This window comes from Gordonia caeni (assembly GCF_039537105.1).
Lineage (GTDB): Bacteria > Actinomycetota > Actinomycetes > Mycobacteriales > Mycobacteriaceae > Gordonia > Gordonia caeni.
On sequence record NZ_BAAAZW010000009.1, the window covers coordinates 46,261 to 62,005 of the forward strand.

Annotated in this window: 16 protein-coding genes; 9 read left to right on the top strand and 7 right to left on the bottom strand. The window is 70.1% G+C overall.

What is annotated here, in order from left to right; genetic code table 11:
* The first annotated feature begins 121 nt into the window (after window positions 1–121).
* The 8 genes from ABD732_RS14915 to ABD732_RS14950 all read left to right on the top strand — a co-directional run bounded on the left by ABD732_RS14915 (window position 122) and on the right by ABD732_RS14950 (window position 8,414).
* Window positions 122–1,156, top strand: coding sequence for a phosphotriesterase family protein (locus tag ABD732_RS14915; protein WP_344785127.1), 1,035 nt, complete (start codon window positions 122–124; stop codon window positions 1,154–1,156).
* Between the two features lie 14 nt (window positions 1,157–1,170).
* Entirely contained in the window at window positions 1,171–1,629 is a 459-nt protein-coding gene (locus tag ABD732_RS14920; RefSeq protein WP_344785129.1) for a Fur family transcriptional regulator, read from the top strand.
* A gap of 103 nt (window positions 1,630–1,732) precedes the next feature.
* Window positions 1,733–3,967, top strand: coding sequence for a catalase/peroxidase HPI (gene katG / locus ABD732_RS14925; protein WP_344785131.1), 2,235 nt, complete (start codon window positions 1,733–1,735; stop codon window positions 3,965–3,967).
* Between the two features lie 99 nt (window positions 3,968–4,066).
* Entirely contained in the window at window positions 4,067–5,101 is a 1,035-nt protein-coding gene (locus ABD732_RS14930) for an LLM class F420-dependent oxidoreductase (protein WP_344785133.1), read from the top strand.
* Entirely contained in the window at window positions 5,098–6,288 is a 1,191-nt protein-coding gene (locus ABD732_RS14935; protein ID WP_344785135.1) for an ABC transporter substrate-binding protein, read from the top strand. The genes ABD732_RS14930 and ABD732_RS14935 overlap by 4 nt, the downstream gene beginning before the upstream one ends.
* Complete coding sequence (locus ABD732_RS14940; protein WP_344785137.1) at window positions 6,285–7,346, top strand: FecCD family ABC transporter permease; 1,062 nt, start codon at window positions 6,285–6,287, stop codon at window positions 7,344–7,346. The genes ABD732_RS14935 and ABD732_RS14940 overlap by 4 nt, the downstream gene beginning before the upstream one ends.
* Window positions 7,343–8,164 carry an ABC transporter ATP-binding protein gene (locus ABD732_RS14945; RefSeq protein ID WP_344785139.1) on the top strand — a complete coding sequence of 274 codons (822 nt, stop codon included), beginning with the start codon at window positions 7,343–7,345 and terminating at the stop codon, window positions 8,162–8,164. The genes ABD732_RS14940 and ABD732_RS14945 overlap by 4 nt, the downstream gene beginning before the upstream one ends.
* Window positions 8,165–8,258: 94 nt before the next feature.
* Window positions 8,259–8,414, top strand: coding sequence for a hypothetical protein (locus ABD732_RS14950; RefSeq protein ID WP_344785141.1), 156 nt, complete (start codon window positions 8,259–8,261; stop codon window positions 8,412–8,414).
* A gap of 72 nt (window positions 8,415–8,486) precedes the next feature.
* On the opposite strand, the gene ABD732_RS14955 is transcribed toward ABD732_RS14950, so the two are convergent.
* The 4 genes from ABD732_RS14955 to ABD732_RS14970 are packed head-to-tail and all read right to left on the bottom strand — an operon-like array spanning window position 8,487 to window position 11,056.
* On the bottom strand, window positions 8,487–8,762 hold the full coding sequence (locus tag ABD732_RS14955; protein ID WP_344785143.1) for a hypothetical protein: 276 nt from the start codon (window positions 8,760–8,762) through the stop codon (window positions 8,487–8,489).
* Window positions 8,759–9,628: an adenylate/guanylate cyclase domain-containing protein gene (locus ABD732_RS14960; protein ID WP_425553062.1), complete on the bottom strand. Its 870-nt coding sequence runs from the start codon at window positions 9,626–9,628 to the stop codon at window positions 8,759–8,761. The genes ABD732_RS14955 and ABD732_RS14960 overlap by 4 nt, the downstream gene beginning before the upstream one ends.
* Window positions 9,629–9,650: 22 nt before the next feature.
* Window positions 9,651–10,778 (bottom strand): DUF475 domain-containing protein, encoded by a 1,128-nt coding sequence (locus tag ABD732_RS14965; protein ID WP_344785145.1) that lies wholly within the window; start codon window positions 10,776–10,778, stop codon window positions 9,651–9,653.
* Entirely contained in the window at window positions 10,775–11,056 is a 282-nt protein-coding gene (locus ABD732_RS14970; protein WP_344785418.1) for a hypothetical protein, read from the bottom strand. The genes ABD732_RS14965 and ABD732_RS14970 overlap by 4 nt, the downstream gene beginning before the upstream one ends.
* 171 nt (window positions 11,057–11,227) lie before the next feature.
* Here ABD732_RS14970 and ABD732_RS14975 point away from each other — a divergent pair, with 171 nt between their 5' ends.
* Window positions 11,228–11,572, top strand: a complete 345-nt coding sequence (locus ABD732_RS14975) for an RNA polymerase-binding protein RbpA (RefSeq protein ID WP_344785147.1) — start codon at window positions 11,228–11,230, stop codon at window positions 11,570–11,572.
* 106 nt (window positions 11,573–11,678) lie between these two features.
* Here the strand turns inward: ABD732_RS14975 and ABD732_RS14980 are convergent, their stop codons facing one another.
* Genes ABD732_RS14980 through ABD732_RS14990 form a run of 3 tightly spaced genes read right to left on the bottom strand, consistent with a single transcriptional unit; the run spans window position 11,679 to window position 15,708 of the window.
* On the bottom strand, window positions 11,679–12,455 hold the full coding sequence (locus tag ABD732_RS14980) for a polyprenol monophosphomannose synthase (RefSeq protein WP_344785149.1): 777 nt from the start codon (window positions 12,453–12,455) through the stop codon (window positions 11,679–11,681).
* Window positions 12,452–14,086 (bottom strand): apolipoprotein N-acyltransferase, encoded by a 1,635-nt coding sequence (lnt, locus tag ABD732_RS14985; protein ID WP_344785151.1) that lies wholly within the window; start codon window positions 14,084–14,086, stop codon window positions 12,452–12,454. The genes ABD732_RS14980 and lnt overlap by 4 nt, the downstream gene beginning before the upstream one ends.
* Complete coding sequence (locus ABD732_RS14990) at window positions 14,083–15,708, bottom strand: amidohydrolase (protein ID WP_344785153.1); 1,626 nt, start codon at window positions 15,706–15,708, stop codon at window positions 14,083–14,085. The genes lnt and ABD732_RS14990 overlap by 4 nt, the downstream gene beginning before the upstream one ends.
* Between the last annotated feature and the right edge of the window lie 37 nt (window positions 15,709–15,745).

Below are 15,745 nucleotides of genomic sequence, written 5' to 3' on the forward strand. Positions count from 1 at the left end.
GCCGCCGGGAGCGGTCCGGGGCTGCGGAGGTGGCCAATCGCGTCCGCTCCGGGACCTGCGCACCTAGTGTTTCAGTCCACGGGGGTGAGGCGACTCATCGGGGGGTTGGACGAAGGACGGTATGCAGACGATCAACACCGTGACGGGGCCGATCGACCCGTCGGCACTCGGCGCGGTTCTGGCTCACGAACACGTCTTCGTCCTGAACGACGATTTCCGGCTCAACTTCCTCGTCGACTGGGATGAGGAGGAGCAGGTCGCCGGTGCGGTGCGGCGGCTGACCGAGGTCAAAGAACTCGGCTTCGACAGTCTGCTCGACGTCTCGGTGGCCGGTCTGGGCCGCAACGTGGAGCGGGTGCGCCGCGTCGCCGATCAGATCGACCTCAACGTCCTGGTCGCCACGGGCCTGTTCACCTACAGCGACCTGCCGCTGCAGTTCCACTACACCGGCCCCGGGCTGGGCTTCGACTCGCCCGAACCGCTGGTCGAGGCCTTCGTGCGCGACCTGACCGTCGGGATCGGCCGCACCGGGATCAAGGCCGCCTTCCTGGTCTGCGTCATCGAGGCCGAGGGGCTCACCCCGGGCGTCGAGCGGATCATGCGCGCCGTGGGCCGGGCCAGCGTGGAGACCGGCGCACCGGTGGTGGTGCACACCAACCCGCACACCCAATCAGGTCTGGTCGCCCAGCGGATCCTCGGCGAGGAAGGCGTGGATCTGCGGCGGGTGCTGCTGGCTCACTCCGGAGACACCGGCGACCTGGACTACCTGCGCCATCTGGCCGATGCCGGTTCCCTCCTCGGGCTGGACCACTTCGGCGTCGACCTCCTGCTCCCCCACGAGACGCGGATGGCGACGCTGCTCGCCCTGCTGGAATCGGGGCACGCCGATCGGCTGGTGTTGTCCCAGAGCGCCTTCTGCTACAGCGACTGGTTCGACCCCGCCAGGATCGCCACGGCAGCTCCCGACTGGAACTACCGCCAGATCGCCGAGCGGGTGATCCCCGAACTCCGCGCACACGGGATCGCCCAGGCCACCATCGACACCATGCTGGTGGACGTGCCGCGCCGATTCCTCACCGGCGTCGATCCCGGCGCCGGTGAACCGGGACTTCCGACACCAATTTCTCTATATTCTGGACCTGGTCCAGATAACTGAGGCATGATGTGGGTATGGCCGACACCGAGACGCTCACCGCCTCCATCCGTGGGGCCGGTCTGCGAGTGACCCGGCCGCGGCTGGCCGTCCTCTCGGCGGTCTCCGAGACGCCCCACGCGGTCACCGAGACCATCCTCGGCTCGGTGCGCGCGGCGCTGCCCGAGGTCTCCCGGCAAGCGGTTTACGACGTCCTGCGCGCGCTCACCGACGCCGGCCTGGTCCGCCGTATCCAGCCGTCCGGTCACGCCGCGCGTTACGAGACCCGGATCGGCGACAACCACCACCACGTCGTCTGCCGCGACTGCGGTGACGTGCGCGACGTCGACTGCGCACTGGGCCAGGCCCCGTGCCTGACCGCCGCCCACGACCACGGCTTCGAGATCGACGAGGCCGAGGTCGTGTACTGGGGGCGCTGCCCCGAGTGCGCCGCCCGCCGGCGATCCGCCCACGACCACCCCCGCGAACCACTCTGACCGTCCGTCCCGATCCGGTTCCACCGACCCTGCCCGTTCCATCGACCCCGTCAGCTCCACCTACTCGTCGGCCGAACAGCTCGGCCGACCGAAAGGAAATCCTGTGTCCGACGAACAGCCCCTCGCCGAAATCGACGACAGCACCGCCGGTTGCCCGGTCCACGGCGGCCTGCGCCCGCCGTCGGAAGGCGGCGGCAACCGCGACTGGTGGCCCAACCAGCTCAACCTCAAGCTCCTCGCCGAGAATCCGGTCGAGGGCGACCCCTACCCCGGCTTCGACTACGGCGCCGCCTTCGAGAGCATCGACCTCGATGAGCTCAAGGCGGACCTGGATGCGCTCATGCACGACTCGAAGTCGTGGTGGCCGGCCGACTACGGCAACTACGGCCCCCTGTTCGTACGGATGGCCTGGCACGCGGCCGGCACCTACCGCATCAGCGACGGCCGCGGCGGCGGCGGGCACGGTATGCAGCGCTTCGCCCCGCTCAACAGCTGGCCGGACAACGCCGGTCTGGACAAGGCTCGCCGCCTCCTCTGGCCGCTGAAGAAGAAGTACGGGGCGAAACTCTCCTGGGGCGACCTGATCATCTTCGCCGGCACCTACGCCATGGAGTCGATGGGGATGACCATGTTCGGCTTCGCCGGTGGCCGCACCGACAAGTGGGAGCCCGAGGAGGTCTACTGGGGTCCGGAGACCACCTGGCTCGACGACGAGCGCTACACCGGTGAGCGCGACCTGGACAACCCGCTGGCCGCGGTCCAGATGGGCCTGATCTACGTCAATCCCGAAGGCCCCAACGGTAACCCGGATCCGCTCAAGGCGGCGGTGGACATCCGTGAGACCTTCGGCCGCATGGCGATGAACGACGAGGAGACCGTCGCCCTGATCGCCGGCGGCCACACCTTCGGCAAGACCCACGGCAACGGCCCGGCCGACGTGCTCGGCCCCGAGCCCGAGGCCGCGCCGCTGGAGACCATGGGCCTGGGCTGGAAGAACCCCACCCGCACCGGCGTCGGCGCCGACGCGGTCAGTTCCGGACTGGAAGGCGCTTGGAACAGCACCCCGGTCACCTGGGACAACAACTTCTTCTGGACCCTCTTCGGGTACGAGTGGGAGCTGGGCAAGAGCCCGGCGGGCGCCCAGCAGTGGCATCCGAAGGACAACGCCGGATCCACCAGCGTGCCCGACCCGGCCGACCCGGAGAAGCGCCATCAGCCGATGATGCTGACCACCGACCTGGCGCTGCGCTACGACCCGATCTACGAGAAGATCTCCCGCCGGTTCCTGGAGAACCCGAAGGAGTTCGAGGACGCCTACGCCCGCGCGTGGTTCAAGCTGACCCACCGCGACATGGGACCGATCTCGCGCTACCGCGGTGCCCTCGCCCCGACCGAGACGCTGATCTGGCAGGACCCGGTGCCGCCGGTCGATCACGAACTGATCGACGACGGCGACGTCAAGGCCCTGAAGAAGAAGATCCTCGAGTCCGGCCTGACCATCGGCCAGCTGGTCAAGACCGCGTGGGCCTCGGCCGCGTCGTTCCGCTCCAGTGACAAGCGCGGCGGCGCCAACGGCGGTCGCGTGCGGCTGGATCCGCAGCGCGACTGGGCGGTCAACGAGCCCGCCGAGCTGGCGCGGGCCATCGAGGTGCTCGAGGGCATCGCCGATCAGTTCAACGACTCGACCGAGGGCATGATCGGCCACCTGCGGCACGGGGACAAGAAGGTCTCCTTCGCCGACATCGTGGTGCTCGGCGGCGCAGCGGCCATCGAAGAGGCCGCCCGCCAGGCCGGCGTCGAGGTGACCGTGCCCTTCACCCCGGGCCGCACCGACGCCGTCCAGGAGCAGACCGACGTGGAGTCCTTCGAGGCCATGGAGCCCCGCTGGGACGGCTTCCGCAACTACGTCGCCGACGATGCGCCCATCCCGGCCGAGTACCTGCTGGTCGACCGGGCACAGCTGCTGGGCCTGACCGCCCCGCAGATGACCGCGCTGATCGGTGGTCTGCGCGTCCTGGGTGCCAACCACCAGGATTCGCCGCTGGGCGTCTTCACCGAGAATCCGGGCACTCTGTCGCAGGACTTCTTCGTCAATCTCCTGGACATGGAGATCGACTGGAAGCCGGGACCCGACGGCACCTACGTCGGCGTCGACCGGGCGACGGGCGAGCAGAAGTGGACGGCGAGCCGCGTCGACCTGGCCTTCGGTTCCAACTCGCAGCTGCGGGCCCTAGCCGAGGTGTACGGCCAGGACGACTCCAAGCGTAAGTTCGTCGACGACTTCGTCGCCGCCTGGCACCAGGTGATGGACAACGATCGCTTCGAACTGCGTCGCTGAACCGGCGGCACCACCACCGCCCGCACACCGGGAGACCCCGGTCCGCGCTTGTTGCCGGACCGGGGTCGCCCCGTTCGGTGGGCGTGTCAGGATGTCGGTATGAAACTCGGTCTGCAACTTGGATATTGGGGGGCGCAGCCTCCGCACAACCACGCCGAACTGGTCGACGCCGCCGAGACCTTCGGCTTCGATGCGATATTCACCGCGGAGGCATGGGGCTCGGATGCCTATGTCCCCCTCGCCTGGTGGGGCAGCCGCACCGAACGGCTCCGGCTGGGCACCTCGGTGCTGCAGATGTCGGCACGCACGCCCACCGCCTGCGCGATGGCCGCGCTGACGATGGATCACCTGTCCGGCGGGCGGCACATCGTCGGACTGGGCGTCTCCGGTCCGCAGGTGGTCGAGGGCTGGTACGGCCAGCCGTTCGCCAAGCCCCTCGCCCGCACCCGCGAATACATCGACGTCATGCGTCAGGTCTGGGCTCGCCGGGAGCCGGTCACCAGCGACGGACCGCACTACCGGCTCCCCTACGCCGGTGAGGGTGCCACCGGGCTGGGCAAGCCGCTCAAGCCGATCGTGCACCCGCTGCGCGCGGACATCCCCGTCTTCCTCGGCGCCGAGGGACCGAAGAACATCGCGCTCACCGCGGAGATCGCCGACGGTTGGCTGCCGCTGTTCTACACCCCGCGCATGGCTGACACCTACAACGAGTGGCTGGACGAGGGCTTCGCCCGCCCGGGCGCCCGGCACACGCGCGAGACCTTCGAGATCTGCGCGACCGCCCAGATCGTCCTCACCGACGATCCGGCCGCCGCCTACGCCGCGATCAAGCCGTTTTTGGCGTTGTACATGGGCGGCATGGGCAGCGAAGACACCAACTTCCACGCCGAGGTCTATCGCCGGATGGGCTACTCCGAGGTGGTCGACGAGGTGACCGAACTGTTCCGCACCGGCCGCAAGGACGAGGCGGCACAGATCATCCCCGACGCCGTGGTCGACGACTCGGCGATCGTGGGCGACGAAGCGCACGTGCGCGAGCAGATCAAGGTCTGGGAGGCCGCAGGCGTCACCACCATGCTGGTCTCGCCCGGATCGGTCGATGAGGTCGAGCGACTCGCGAAGCTGGTCCAGTGACCGCCCGGGGCCGCCTCCGATCACTGCTGGCGCTCCTGGGCATCACCGCCCTGATCCTCACCGGCTGCGGCACCACCTCCGACGATCCGGGCCGCCCGCGCACCTGCGTCGACGACTACAGCGCCGGAACCGACTACTTCCCGGACAAGGCGACCGTCGACTACGCCCAGAACTTCACCCTGGACTATCACCCGAACTACGTGGTCCTCACGGTGCGCCAGCCGTTCCCGGGCGGCAGCCCGGAGAGCTACGCGCTGGTGCGCTGCGGAACCCCGGCGCCGGAGCTCACCGGTGACCTGGCCGGCGCCCAGACCATCGAGGTGCCGGTGCAGACCGTCTACTCCGGTTCCACCACGCAACTTCCGTGGTTCACCGAGCTCGGCGTCCTGGACGCACTCACCGGCGCCGCCGACACCTCCATGATCAGCAACCAGCAGGTGCGTGACCGCGTCTCCGAGGGCAAGGTCACCGAGTACGCCACCGGTGCCACCGTCGACACCGAACGCGTGCTGGCTGCGCGGCCCGACGTCGTCCTCACCGACGGCACCGAGAACGGCGCCTACCCGGTGCTGAGGCGCGCCGGCATTCCGGTGGTGGCCGTCGCCGACTGGCTCGAGTCCAGTCCGCTGGCGATCGCCGAGTGGATCAAAGTCCTCGGAGTCCTCACCGACACTTCGGCCAAGGCCGAGGAAGTCTTCTCCGGCATCGCCGAGCGGTACAACGATCTCGCCGCGAAGGCGCGCGGGGCAGCGGTCACCGACCTGCTGTACGGCGCCGACTTCCAGGGCACGTGGACCGTGCCCGGTGCCGACAGCTCGTCCGGCCGACTGATCACCGACGCCGGCGGCCGGTGGCCGTGGAGCGACCGCGCCGGCAACTCGGTTCAGCTCAGTTTCGAAGAGGTGGTCGATCGCGCCGGTGACGTGCCGATCTGGCTGGTCTCGGACAACCAGTGGACGTCGATCGCCGATGTGCTGAAGGTGGATCCGCGGTACCGCAACCTGGCGGCGGTGTCCTCCGGCCAGGTGTGGAATGCGAATCTGGCGATGGGCCCGACCGGCGGCAACGACTTCTTCGAATCCGGCAGCGCGCGACCGGATCTGGTGCTGGCCGACACCGTCGCGATCCTGCACCCGGAGCTGCTGCCCGACCACGAGTTCGTCTACTACCGGAGGCTCGCGCGGTGATCGCGGAGGGTCCGGGGCGCAGCCGCCGGACCTGGTGGGCGTTCGGGCTGCTGGCGGCGGCGGTGATCCTGGCGCTGGGCGCGTCGCTGTTCCTCGGCTCGACGTCGGTGCCGTTCGGCGACACCGCCGCCGTCCTGCTCGGCGACAGCGACTCGCGTGCGGCCGGCCTGGTCCTGGATTTCCGGATCCCGCGCACCATCACCGCGTTCACCGTCGGCGCCGCCCTGGGACTGGCCGGCATGCAGATGCAGACCCTGTTCCGGAACCCGCTGGCCGACCCCTACATCCTGGGCGCCAGCTCCGGCGCCTCGCTCGGCGTGGCGCTGGTGGTGCTGCTCGGCGGCACCGCGGCCGGCGGCTTCACCAGCGGCCTGACCGGCATGGGGCGCAACGGCATGGTGATCGCCGCCGCCCTCGGTGCCGGAATCGTACTGGCGGTGATCGCGATCCTGTCACGGTGGGTGCGGTCGTCGGTGGCGCTGTTGCTGGTCGGCGTGATGCTTGCCTCGGTCAGCACCGCTGCGGTCTCGGTGCTGCTGACGATGACCAAACCGCAACTGGCCCAGCAGTTCCTGGAATGGGGTATGGGCACCTTCCGTGCCTCCACCTATCAGGATCTGCGGATCATGGTGCCGCTGGTGGTGGTCGGGATCGCGCTGGCTGCGCTCACCATCCGCCCGCTGAACGCGCTGCTGCTGGGTGAGGGCTATGCGCGCTCCATGGGCATCGGCATCGGCCGGACCAGACTGTCGATCATCGTCTCGGCCGCCATCCTCGCCGGCGTGACCACCGCCTTCTGCGGGCCGATCGGCTTCGTGGGACTGGTGGTCCCGCATCTGGCACGGTTCGCCGTCGGCAGTTCCGACCACCGGCTGGTGATGCCCGCGACTCTCCTGATCGGCGCCGCACTGACGCTGGTCTGCGGCGTGATCGCCGAGCTGCCGGGCACCGGCAAAGTCTTGCCGCTGGGCGCTGTCACCGCGCTCTTCGGCGCGCCGGTGGTGATCGTGGTTCTGGTCCGCGCCAGCCGGGGCCGGCTGTCGGGGGTGGGACTGTGAGTGTCGACCGAACCCCTGGAACCGGACTGGCCCTGCGCGATCTGTCCATCGGCTATCCGGCGCGCCGCTCGGGACTGCGACGCACCGGAACCGATCGTGTCCTGGCCGAGCAGCTGACCGCGACGGCCCTTCCGGCGCGGCTCACCGCACTACTCGGGCCCAACGGCTCGGGCAAGTCGACGCTGCTGAGGACCGTGTGCGGATTGCAGCCCGCGCTCGCCGGCCGGACCGAGATCGAGGGCCGCGACGTGGCCGACACCCCGCCGGCCCGACTGGCCACCTCGGTGGCCGTGGTGCTGACCGAACGCGTCGACCCCGGTTTCCTCAGCGTGCGCGAGATCGTGGCACTGGGACGCACCCCGCACCTCGGCGTGTCGGCGCGGATGACGGCCGACGACCACGCCGTCGTCCAGTGGGCGCTCGAGGTGACCGGCACCGCCGCTCTGGCCGGGCGGCTCGGCGGCGAACTGTCCGACGGTCAGCGCCAGCGCGTGATGACCGCCCGTGCCCTCGCCCAGCAACCCCGGCTGCTGATCCTGGACGAGCCGACGTCGTTCTTGGACGTCCCGTCGAGGGTGGAGCTCCTGGACCTGCTGGCCCGTCTGGCCCGCGAACAGGATCTGGCGGTGCTGGTGTCCACCCACGAGCTGGAATTGGCGCTCCGGCTGGCCGACGAGGTGTGGCTGCTGCCCGGTGACGGGCGGCTGGTCACCGGGCCGCCGGGCCTCGTCGCCGGCGAGATCGGCGCGGCCTTCGACCGCGGCCGCCTCCGCTTCGACGCGGACTCTCTGCAGTTCACCATCGCCGGCGATAAATGAACGGAAAGTGAACTGGCAGCCAACGCAGCTTGACTTCACCTGTACTTTTGGTTACAAATGAGTGGACGAGAAACGATCAAAGGAGGAGGACTACATGCCCGATCGCACAAGTCCCGATCTCACGTCGAAGATTCGCGGCTACTCACGCCGCCTGAACGCGCGTCTGCGCATGAGTGCGGCAGAGCGCCTGAGCCTGCAGGTCACGCACTCGCCCGTCGGAGTGCTCGGCACTCCACGCCGCGCCGCCTGACACGCGAAACGACCCCGAAGACCCCCGACCGCCGGTCGGGGGTCTTCGTCGTCTCCCGGACCTGCCGACGGGTCAGCCGCGCGCCGTCCGGGTGAGGTGCCAGGCCCCGCATTCGCATTCGTAGGAACCCAGTGACGGCGTGGCCCGGGGCGCGGCCGAGATCGCCAGGATCGCGGCCGTCACGGCGTCCCGGGTCGGATAGGCGATCTTCTCGGGTGTCGGACAGACCGGCGGCCGGTAGGTCACCCGGGGTCGCCGCCGGCGCGCGGGACGGTCGGCGGCAGCGGTCCGCTCCTCGATAATCTGGAAGTAGGCCTCGAGTTCGTCGTCGTCGAAGCCGTGGTTCATCCCCGGTGCGGCCGATCCTGCTCGGGCTCGTAGCGGGGCACCACGCGGAACACCTGGAGCTCCTTCGGCACACCTTTCGCCCGGAATCGTTTGCGCCGCACCACATAGCCGTCGGTGCCGGCCAACTCCAGCGTGGGGGCGCTGGCGTAGACCTCGCCGGCGCCGGCCGCCGCACACACCCGCGCCGCGATGTTCACGTCCACCCCCAGGAAGTCGTCGCCCACGGCGCGCGGCGCCCCGGTGTGGACTCCCGCGCGCAGCGCGGGCCGGTAGGAGGCCAGCCGGATGGCACTGACCGCGTCGGTGGCCTCGTGCGCCGCTTCGATCGCCTCGCGGCCGTCGACGAAGACCGCCATCATCCCGTCGCCGAGGGACTTGACCACGTGACCGCCTCGGTCGCTGATCACCCGCTCACTGACGTCGTTGACGGCGTTGAGCAGCTCCAGGACCTGATCGTCGCCGGCGCGCAGGGCCCACCGGGAGAAGTCGACCAGGTCGGTGAACAGGATGGTCACCGGGGTCGGCTCGGTGGAATCGGGCAGGCGGCGCCGGCTCATCGCCCGCCACACCCCGACCGTGGCGAGCCCGAGCTCGCGCACGGCGCTGGGCCGTTCGGCATTGACGTCTTCGATCGCCCGGGCCAGCCGGTCCAGGGTGGTCGACCGACCGGACAGCGGATCCGGCGGTGTCAGGCCGCGGGCGAACTGGGCGGCCCGGACCAGCGGGGCACTCGCATCGGTCCAGGCCAGCAGTTCTCCGGCCCGCTGCAGCGGCGACTGACTCGGCGCCACGGGCCCCAGTGGGACCACCGCATCGCTCGGCGGCGTCTGCGGTGCGTCGTCGTCTCCGCCGGGTCCAGGCTTCACAACTGCCGATTCTAGGCCAGGCCTAGGTCGCGTCCGCGTGCTCTGCGTCGTGTCTCGCACGCTGCTCGGCCCGGTTGGCGCGGATGCTCGAAACCATGGCGGCACCGATGAAGGCGATACCGACCAGGCCCGAGATCACCTCATTGACCTCGGTTTTCAGGCTGATCAGCAGAATCGTGGCCAGTGCGCCGATCGCCCAGTGCGCACCGTTCTCCAGGTACCGGTATTCGTTCAGCGTGCCGGCGCGCACCAGGTAGACAGTGAGCGAACGCACGAACATCGCCCCGATGAAGCCCAGGCCCAGTGCGATCAGGATCGGATCGGACGTGATCGCGAAGGCGCCGACCACCCCGTCGAAGGAGAACGAGGCGTCGAGCATCTCCAGGTAGAGGAACAGCATGAAGGCGGCCTTGCCGGCCACCACGACCGGTGTCCGGCGCGTCCCCTTCCCGGATGGGTTCCCGGCGGTGTCCACCTGGTCGGCGGACTCGGCCGGAGCCGGATCGCCGGTGTCGAAGAGCGAGGTGAGTCCCTGAATCGTCAGATACGCCAGCATGCCGACCAGGCCGGCCACCAGCACCGTGCCCCGTTCCTCGGCATCGGTGACGGCCCCGGCGGTCAGCAGCACGGCCAGGGCGACGATCACGGCGGCGTGCTTGATCCGGCCGAACCGGGCCAGGCCGTGCTCGACGAAGCGGCCCCAGAACTCACGTTCACCGTCGAAGGCGTAGTCCAGGAAGATCAGCAGCAGGAACATCCCGCCGAGCGCGGCGATCTGCGGATGCGCCTCGGTCATGATGGTGGCGTAGCTCGGATTGTCCGGGGTCTCCGGATTCGGCGGGTTGAGCGCCAGGTCCAGAGCTTGCGCCGGGTTCAGTCCGGCGGTGGCCCACACGATCACCAGCGGGAACAACACCCGCATGCCGAAGACCGCGATCAGCACGCCGATGGTCAGGAAGATCCGCTGCCAGAACGCCGACATCCGCTCGAGCACCGTCGCATTCATCACGGCGTTGTCGAAGGAGAGTGAGATCTCCAGGATGCCCAGGATGGTGCAGATGAACAGTCCGCTCCACCCGCCGTAGACGAAGGCGACCACCAGCGAGGCGAGCGTGATCAAGACCGACAGCGCGAAGGTGCGGACGATCATCGCAGGCGCTCGGCTTCCTTCGCGAGCCGCACCAGTTCGGTGGACAGCGCCGTCAGCCCGTCGCGGTCCTCACCTTCGTCCAGAGCGGTCGCCAGATCCTCGGCCGCGCAGCGCAGCGCGAACATCCGGTCCCCGAGCGCGGTGACCTCGTCCGGCGACAGGATCAGGGCGTCCGCGGGAATAGCCGTGCCCTCGGTGAGCGTTCTCTGTTCATAGGCGCGCTGCCGGCACGATCGTTTGCAGTACTTCCGGTGACGGCCGCGATCGGAGTCGACCATTTCGCGGCCGCACCACGCGCAGGCGTACGGCCGCTGCCGCCTCGTCGATTCGGGCACGCCCAGACGTTACCGTGCATCGTCGACGACGCCCGGCACCGGCGCACGGGTGCCCCGCGCCCGAGCGACGCGTAAGATGGACATGTTGACCTGAAGTGAAGGGAATTGCGCCACATGGCTGATCGAGTACTCCGTGGAAGCCGCCTGGGTGCGGTGAGCTACGAGACCGACCGCGACCACGATCTGGCACCGCGCCGGATCGTGCAGTACCGCACCGACAACGGCGAGATCTTCGACATCCCCTTCGCCGACGACGCCGAGGTCCCTTCGAAGTGGCCGTGCAAGAACGGCATGGAGGGCACCATCCTCGAAGGCGCCGAGCCCGAGGAGAAGAAGGGCAAGCCCCCGCGTACCCACTGGGACATGCTGCTCGAGCGTCGCTCCGAAGAAGAACTCGACGTGCTGCTGGCCGAGCGGCTCGACCTGCTGCGCGCTCGGCGCCGCGGCGGCTCGGCCTAGACTCGCCCGACCGCCGGGCGGCCAGAGACGAACAAGCTCCCGGACCGATAGGTCCGGGAGCTTCGTTCTTCCTACAGGGGTCTGTCTGCAGAGTTCTGCCTGCAGGTCAGTGACGGAAGCGGGCGGTGCGGCCCTGCCATCCCCACCGGGCCACGTTGAAGAACGACTCGGCGATCACGCCGCCGTCCATCTTGGACTCGCCGATCTCGCGTTCGGTGAACGTGATCGGCACCTCGCGGACGGTGAATCCCTGCTGGATGGTGCGCCAGGCCAGATCGATCTGGAAGCAGTAACCGGCCGATTCCACCTCGTCCAGGCCGATCGCCCGCAAGACCGGCGCCCGGTAGGCGCGGTAGCCGGCGGTGATGTCGCGGATCCTGCTGCCCAGCGCCAGTCGCGCATAGGTGTTGGCGCCCTTGGACAGGATCTCCCGGCGCTTGGGCCAGTTCACCAGTTCGCCTCCGGGCACATAGCGTGAGCCGATCACCAGGTCCGCGCCGTCGTTGATCTTGGCCAGCAGGCGATGCAGTTGCTCGGGCGCGTGGCTGCCGTCGGCGTCCATCTCGATGATCACCGGGTAGTCGTGGTCCAGCCCCCAGGCGAATCCGGCGAGGTACGCCTTGCCGAGCCCGTCCTTGGCCGTGCGATGCAGGACGTGGATGCGTCCGGCCGCGTCGTCGGCGGCGAGCTCGTCGGCGATCTCGCCGGTCCCGTCCGGACTGGAGTCGTCGACCACCAGGACGTGGATGTCGCTCAGCGAGTCCAGAAGCCGCCCGACGATCAGCGGCAGGTTCTCCCGCTCGTTGAAGGTCGGGATCACGACCAGCCCGCCGGCACCCTGCTCGCCGACCACCTGCTCGGCTCCCTGCGGGCTTCCGCTCATGGTGTCCCCTCGTCTGCTGCTGTGCCACGTCGGCTGAACGTGAACGTATCGAACCTAGTATGTCGGCGCAGGGCGTACAAAAACCCGCCCACCGCGCAGAGGACCGCGAACAACTGCGGCCACGGCCCCAGCGTCACCGCCGGGGTGGTCCCGGTGCGCAGCGGCAGCTCCGCCTCCAGGATCGCCGGACTGAAGATCTCGCTGTTGGTCAGGACCCGGCCGGCAGGATCGATGAGGGCGCTGACGCCGCTGGTGGCGGCCACCGCCACCGCCCGGCCGGTCTCGACGGCCCGGACCTGGGACATCGCCAGCTGCTGGTAGGTCATGTCGGTGTGACCGAAGGTCGCATTGTTGGTCGGCACGAACAGCAGCTGTGCACCGTCGCCCACCGCCTGGCGCGGCGACCTGTCGAAGGCGACCTCCCAGCACGTGGAGACGCCGAGGACGACGGCGCCCGCCGGGGTGTTCACGTCGACCACGGCCGGCCCGGTACCGGCGCGGAAGTCGCCCGCCCGGTCGGCGTACGAGGAGAACTTGGAGAAGAAGCCGCGCCACGGGAGGTATTCGCCGAAGGGCTGGATGATGTGCTTGTCGTAGCGGTCGGCGGGCTCCGGCGCGGCCAGCGAGTTCTGCGTCTCCCACACCAGCACCGTGTTGGTGGGGCGCCCGTCCGGCCCGTAGAGCAGCGTCCCGAAGACGATCGGGATGCCGGTGGCCGAGACGGCGCTTCGGATCACCCGGGCGGCATCGGCGTTGTCCAGCGGCGAGATGTCCGAGGCGTTCTCCGGCCACAGGATCAGGTCCGGTCTCGCCCGCTTCCCCGAGTCGACGTCCTCGGCCAGCCGCAGGGTCTCGCGGAAGTGGTTGTCCAGGACGGCGCGGCGCTGCTGATTGAAGTCCAGACCCAGCCGGGGCACGTTCCCCTGGATGGCCGCGACGCGAATGGTGTCCCCGCCCTCCGGCGCCGGTGCGGTGCCCATCGCGATCCCGGCGAGGGCCGCCGGAACCACGGCGCAGGCCGCTGCCGAGCCGAGCGCGACCGCCGTCGCGGGCCGCTGGACGAGCGCGATGACCAGGGCGGCGATCCCGGCGCCCACCAGGGCGACCGTGAAGGACAGTCCGGGCACTCCGAGCCAGCGCGCGACCGGGAGGAAGAAGCCCTGATTCTGGCTGAAGGCCGCCGCACCCCAGGGGAATCCGCCGAACGGGAAGGACGACCGCAGCCATTCCACGGCCACCCAGCACAGCGCGAACCACAGCGGCGCCGCCGCCGACACTCCCCCGGCGGCCGTTTCCCCCGCGCGCCGTGACGCGCGGGCGCGCATCGTGACCGTCGCCATCGCGCCGAACAGCGCCAGATACGCGGCCATGACCACCGAGAGCGCCACCCACGGGACGGCCCCCACGAACTCGCCGATCCACGGCAGCAGCGGCAGGAAGAAGGCCAAGCCGAAGACGAAGCCGACCAGGGCCCCGGTGCGCACACGAGGGCGGCCGACGGTCAGGCAGGCGTACAGGATCCCGAGGACGACCGGGGTGAGCGGCCACAGGCCCAGCGGCGGGAACGCCGCGTACGCCAGACCCCCGCCGATCGCCGCCGCGGCGGCGCGCAGCAGCGACGCCGACCTCACCGATCGTCTCGCGAATAGATCACTTCGCCGGCGACCGCGGTCTGCACGCACTGCGGAAGCCGCGCCCCGGGAGCCACGTCCGGCAGCCCGGGCACCCGCGACCGCGGATCGGTGGACCAGCGCTGCACATCGCTGCTGGACGCGGCCACCACCAGGTCGTCGATCTCCCACACCGCGTAGTGAGCGGGCGCGCCGGGCACCAGGGTGCCGGTGAGGCCGTCGTTGATGCCGCCGGCCCGCCAGCCGCCGCGTGTGGCGGCCGCGAACGCGGCACGCGGTGAGATCGCGCTCGCCGGATTGTTGTGGTGCGCCGCGGCCCGCACCGTGGCCCACGGGTCGATCGGGCAGACCGGTGCGTCACTGGAGAAGGCCAGCGCCACACCCGCTTTCGCGAGCGCCGCGAAGTCGTTCAGGCCGTCGCCGCGTTCCCCCAGCCGCTGCTCGTACAGTCGGCCGGGACCGCCCCAGGCGGCGTCGAAGAGCGGCTGCATGCTCGCCACCACCCCGCACCGGGCGAACAGCTCGGCCTGGGCCGCGGTCACCATCTCGGCGTGTTCCAGGCGGTGCACGCAGCGTGCGAGCGCCGGGGTACCGAGCTCGTCGGCCACCTCGGCCATCGCGGTCGCCACCATCGCGGCGGCCGCGTCGCCGATGACGTGGAATCCGGCCTGGATCCCGGCCTGGGTGGTCGCGCGCAGATGGGCCCGTACCTGGTCCAGATCGAGGTAGCCGACTCCGCAGGTGTGCGGGTCGTCGGTGTAGGGCTGCGACAGCAGCGCCGTGTGCGAGCCCAGTGCGCCGTCGACGAAGAGGTCACCGCCGATCGCGTGCGCGCCGGTGTCGGCCACCACCGCGCGGGCCTCGTCGGCGGTGGTCACGCACTGTCCCCAGTAGCGGCGCACCCGGACCTTGTGGTCCAGCTCGGCGAGGGAGCGGAAGTCGTCGATCCCGCTGATGTCGGGGCCGCCGTTCTCGTGCACGGCGGCGACGCCGTGGGCGGCGGCGTGGTCGAGGGCGCGCTGCTGGGCGCGGCGGCGGCCGGCCGGCGTGATCAGCCCGCGCGCCACCCCGCGCACACGATGGTGCGCTGCGGCGACCAGCGGACGCTGCGGGTCGTAGCCGGCCTCACCGGCCAGACCGTCGACGCTCTCGCGCAGCGCCGACGAGGCGGCCGCCGAGTGCTCGTCGATCCGGGCCAGATAGACCGGCCGCGGGCCGGCGACGGCGTCCAGGTCGGCGGTCGACGGCGCGACGTCCTCCCCCGGGCCGGCCTCGACCCAGGCGGAGTCGTCCCAGCCCATTCCCCAGATCACGTCCTCGTCGGGGTAGGCGGCCACGTAGGCGGACAGCTCGCGCAGGCACTGCGACCTGCTGGTCACCGCCGACAGGTCCAGACCGCCCAGGGCCAGACCGGTGTCGGTGAGGTGGACGTGGGAGTCGACGAAGGCAGGGCTGACGAAGCGTCCGCCCAGGTCCACGATCTCCGCATCGGGGTGGAGTGCACGTCCGACGTCGTCGGAGCCCACCCACACCACGGTGCCGTCGGTGATGGCGAGAGCGGTCGCGTCGGGCGTGGCGGGAGAGGAATAGACGATGCCGCCGAGAAGGAGCTGCGTAGTCACGCTGACAGTCTCTCACTCCGGTCCGGGCGGACCGCCG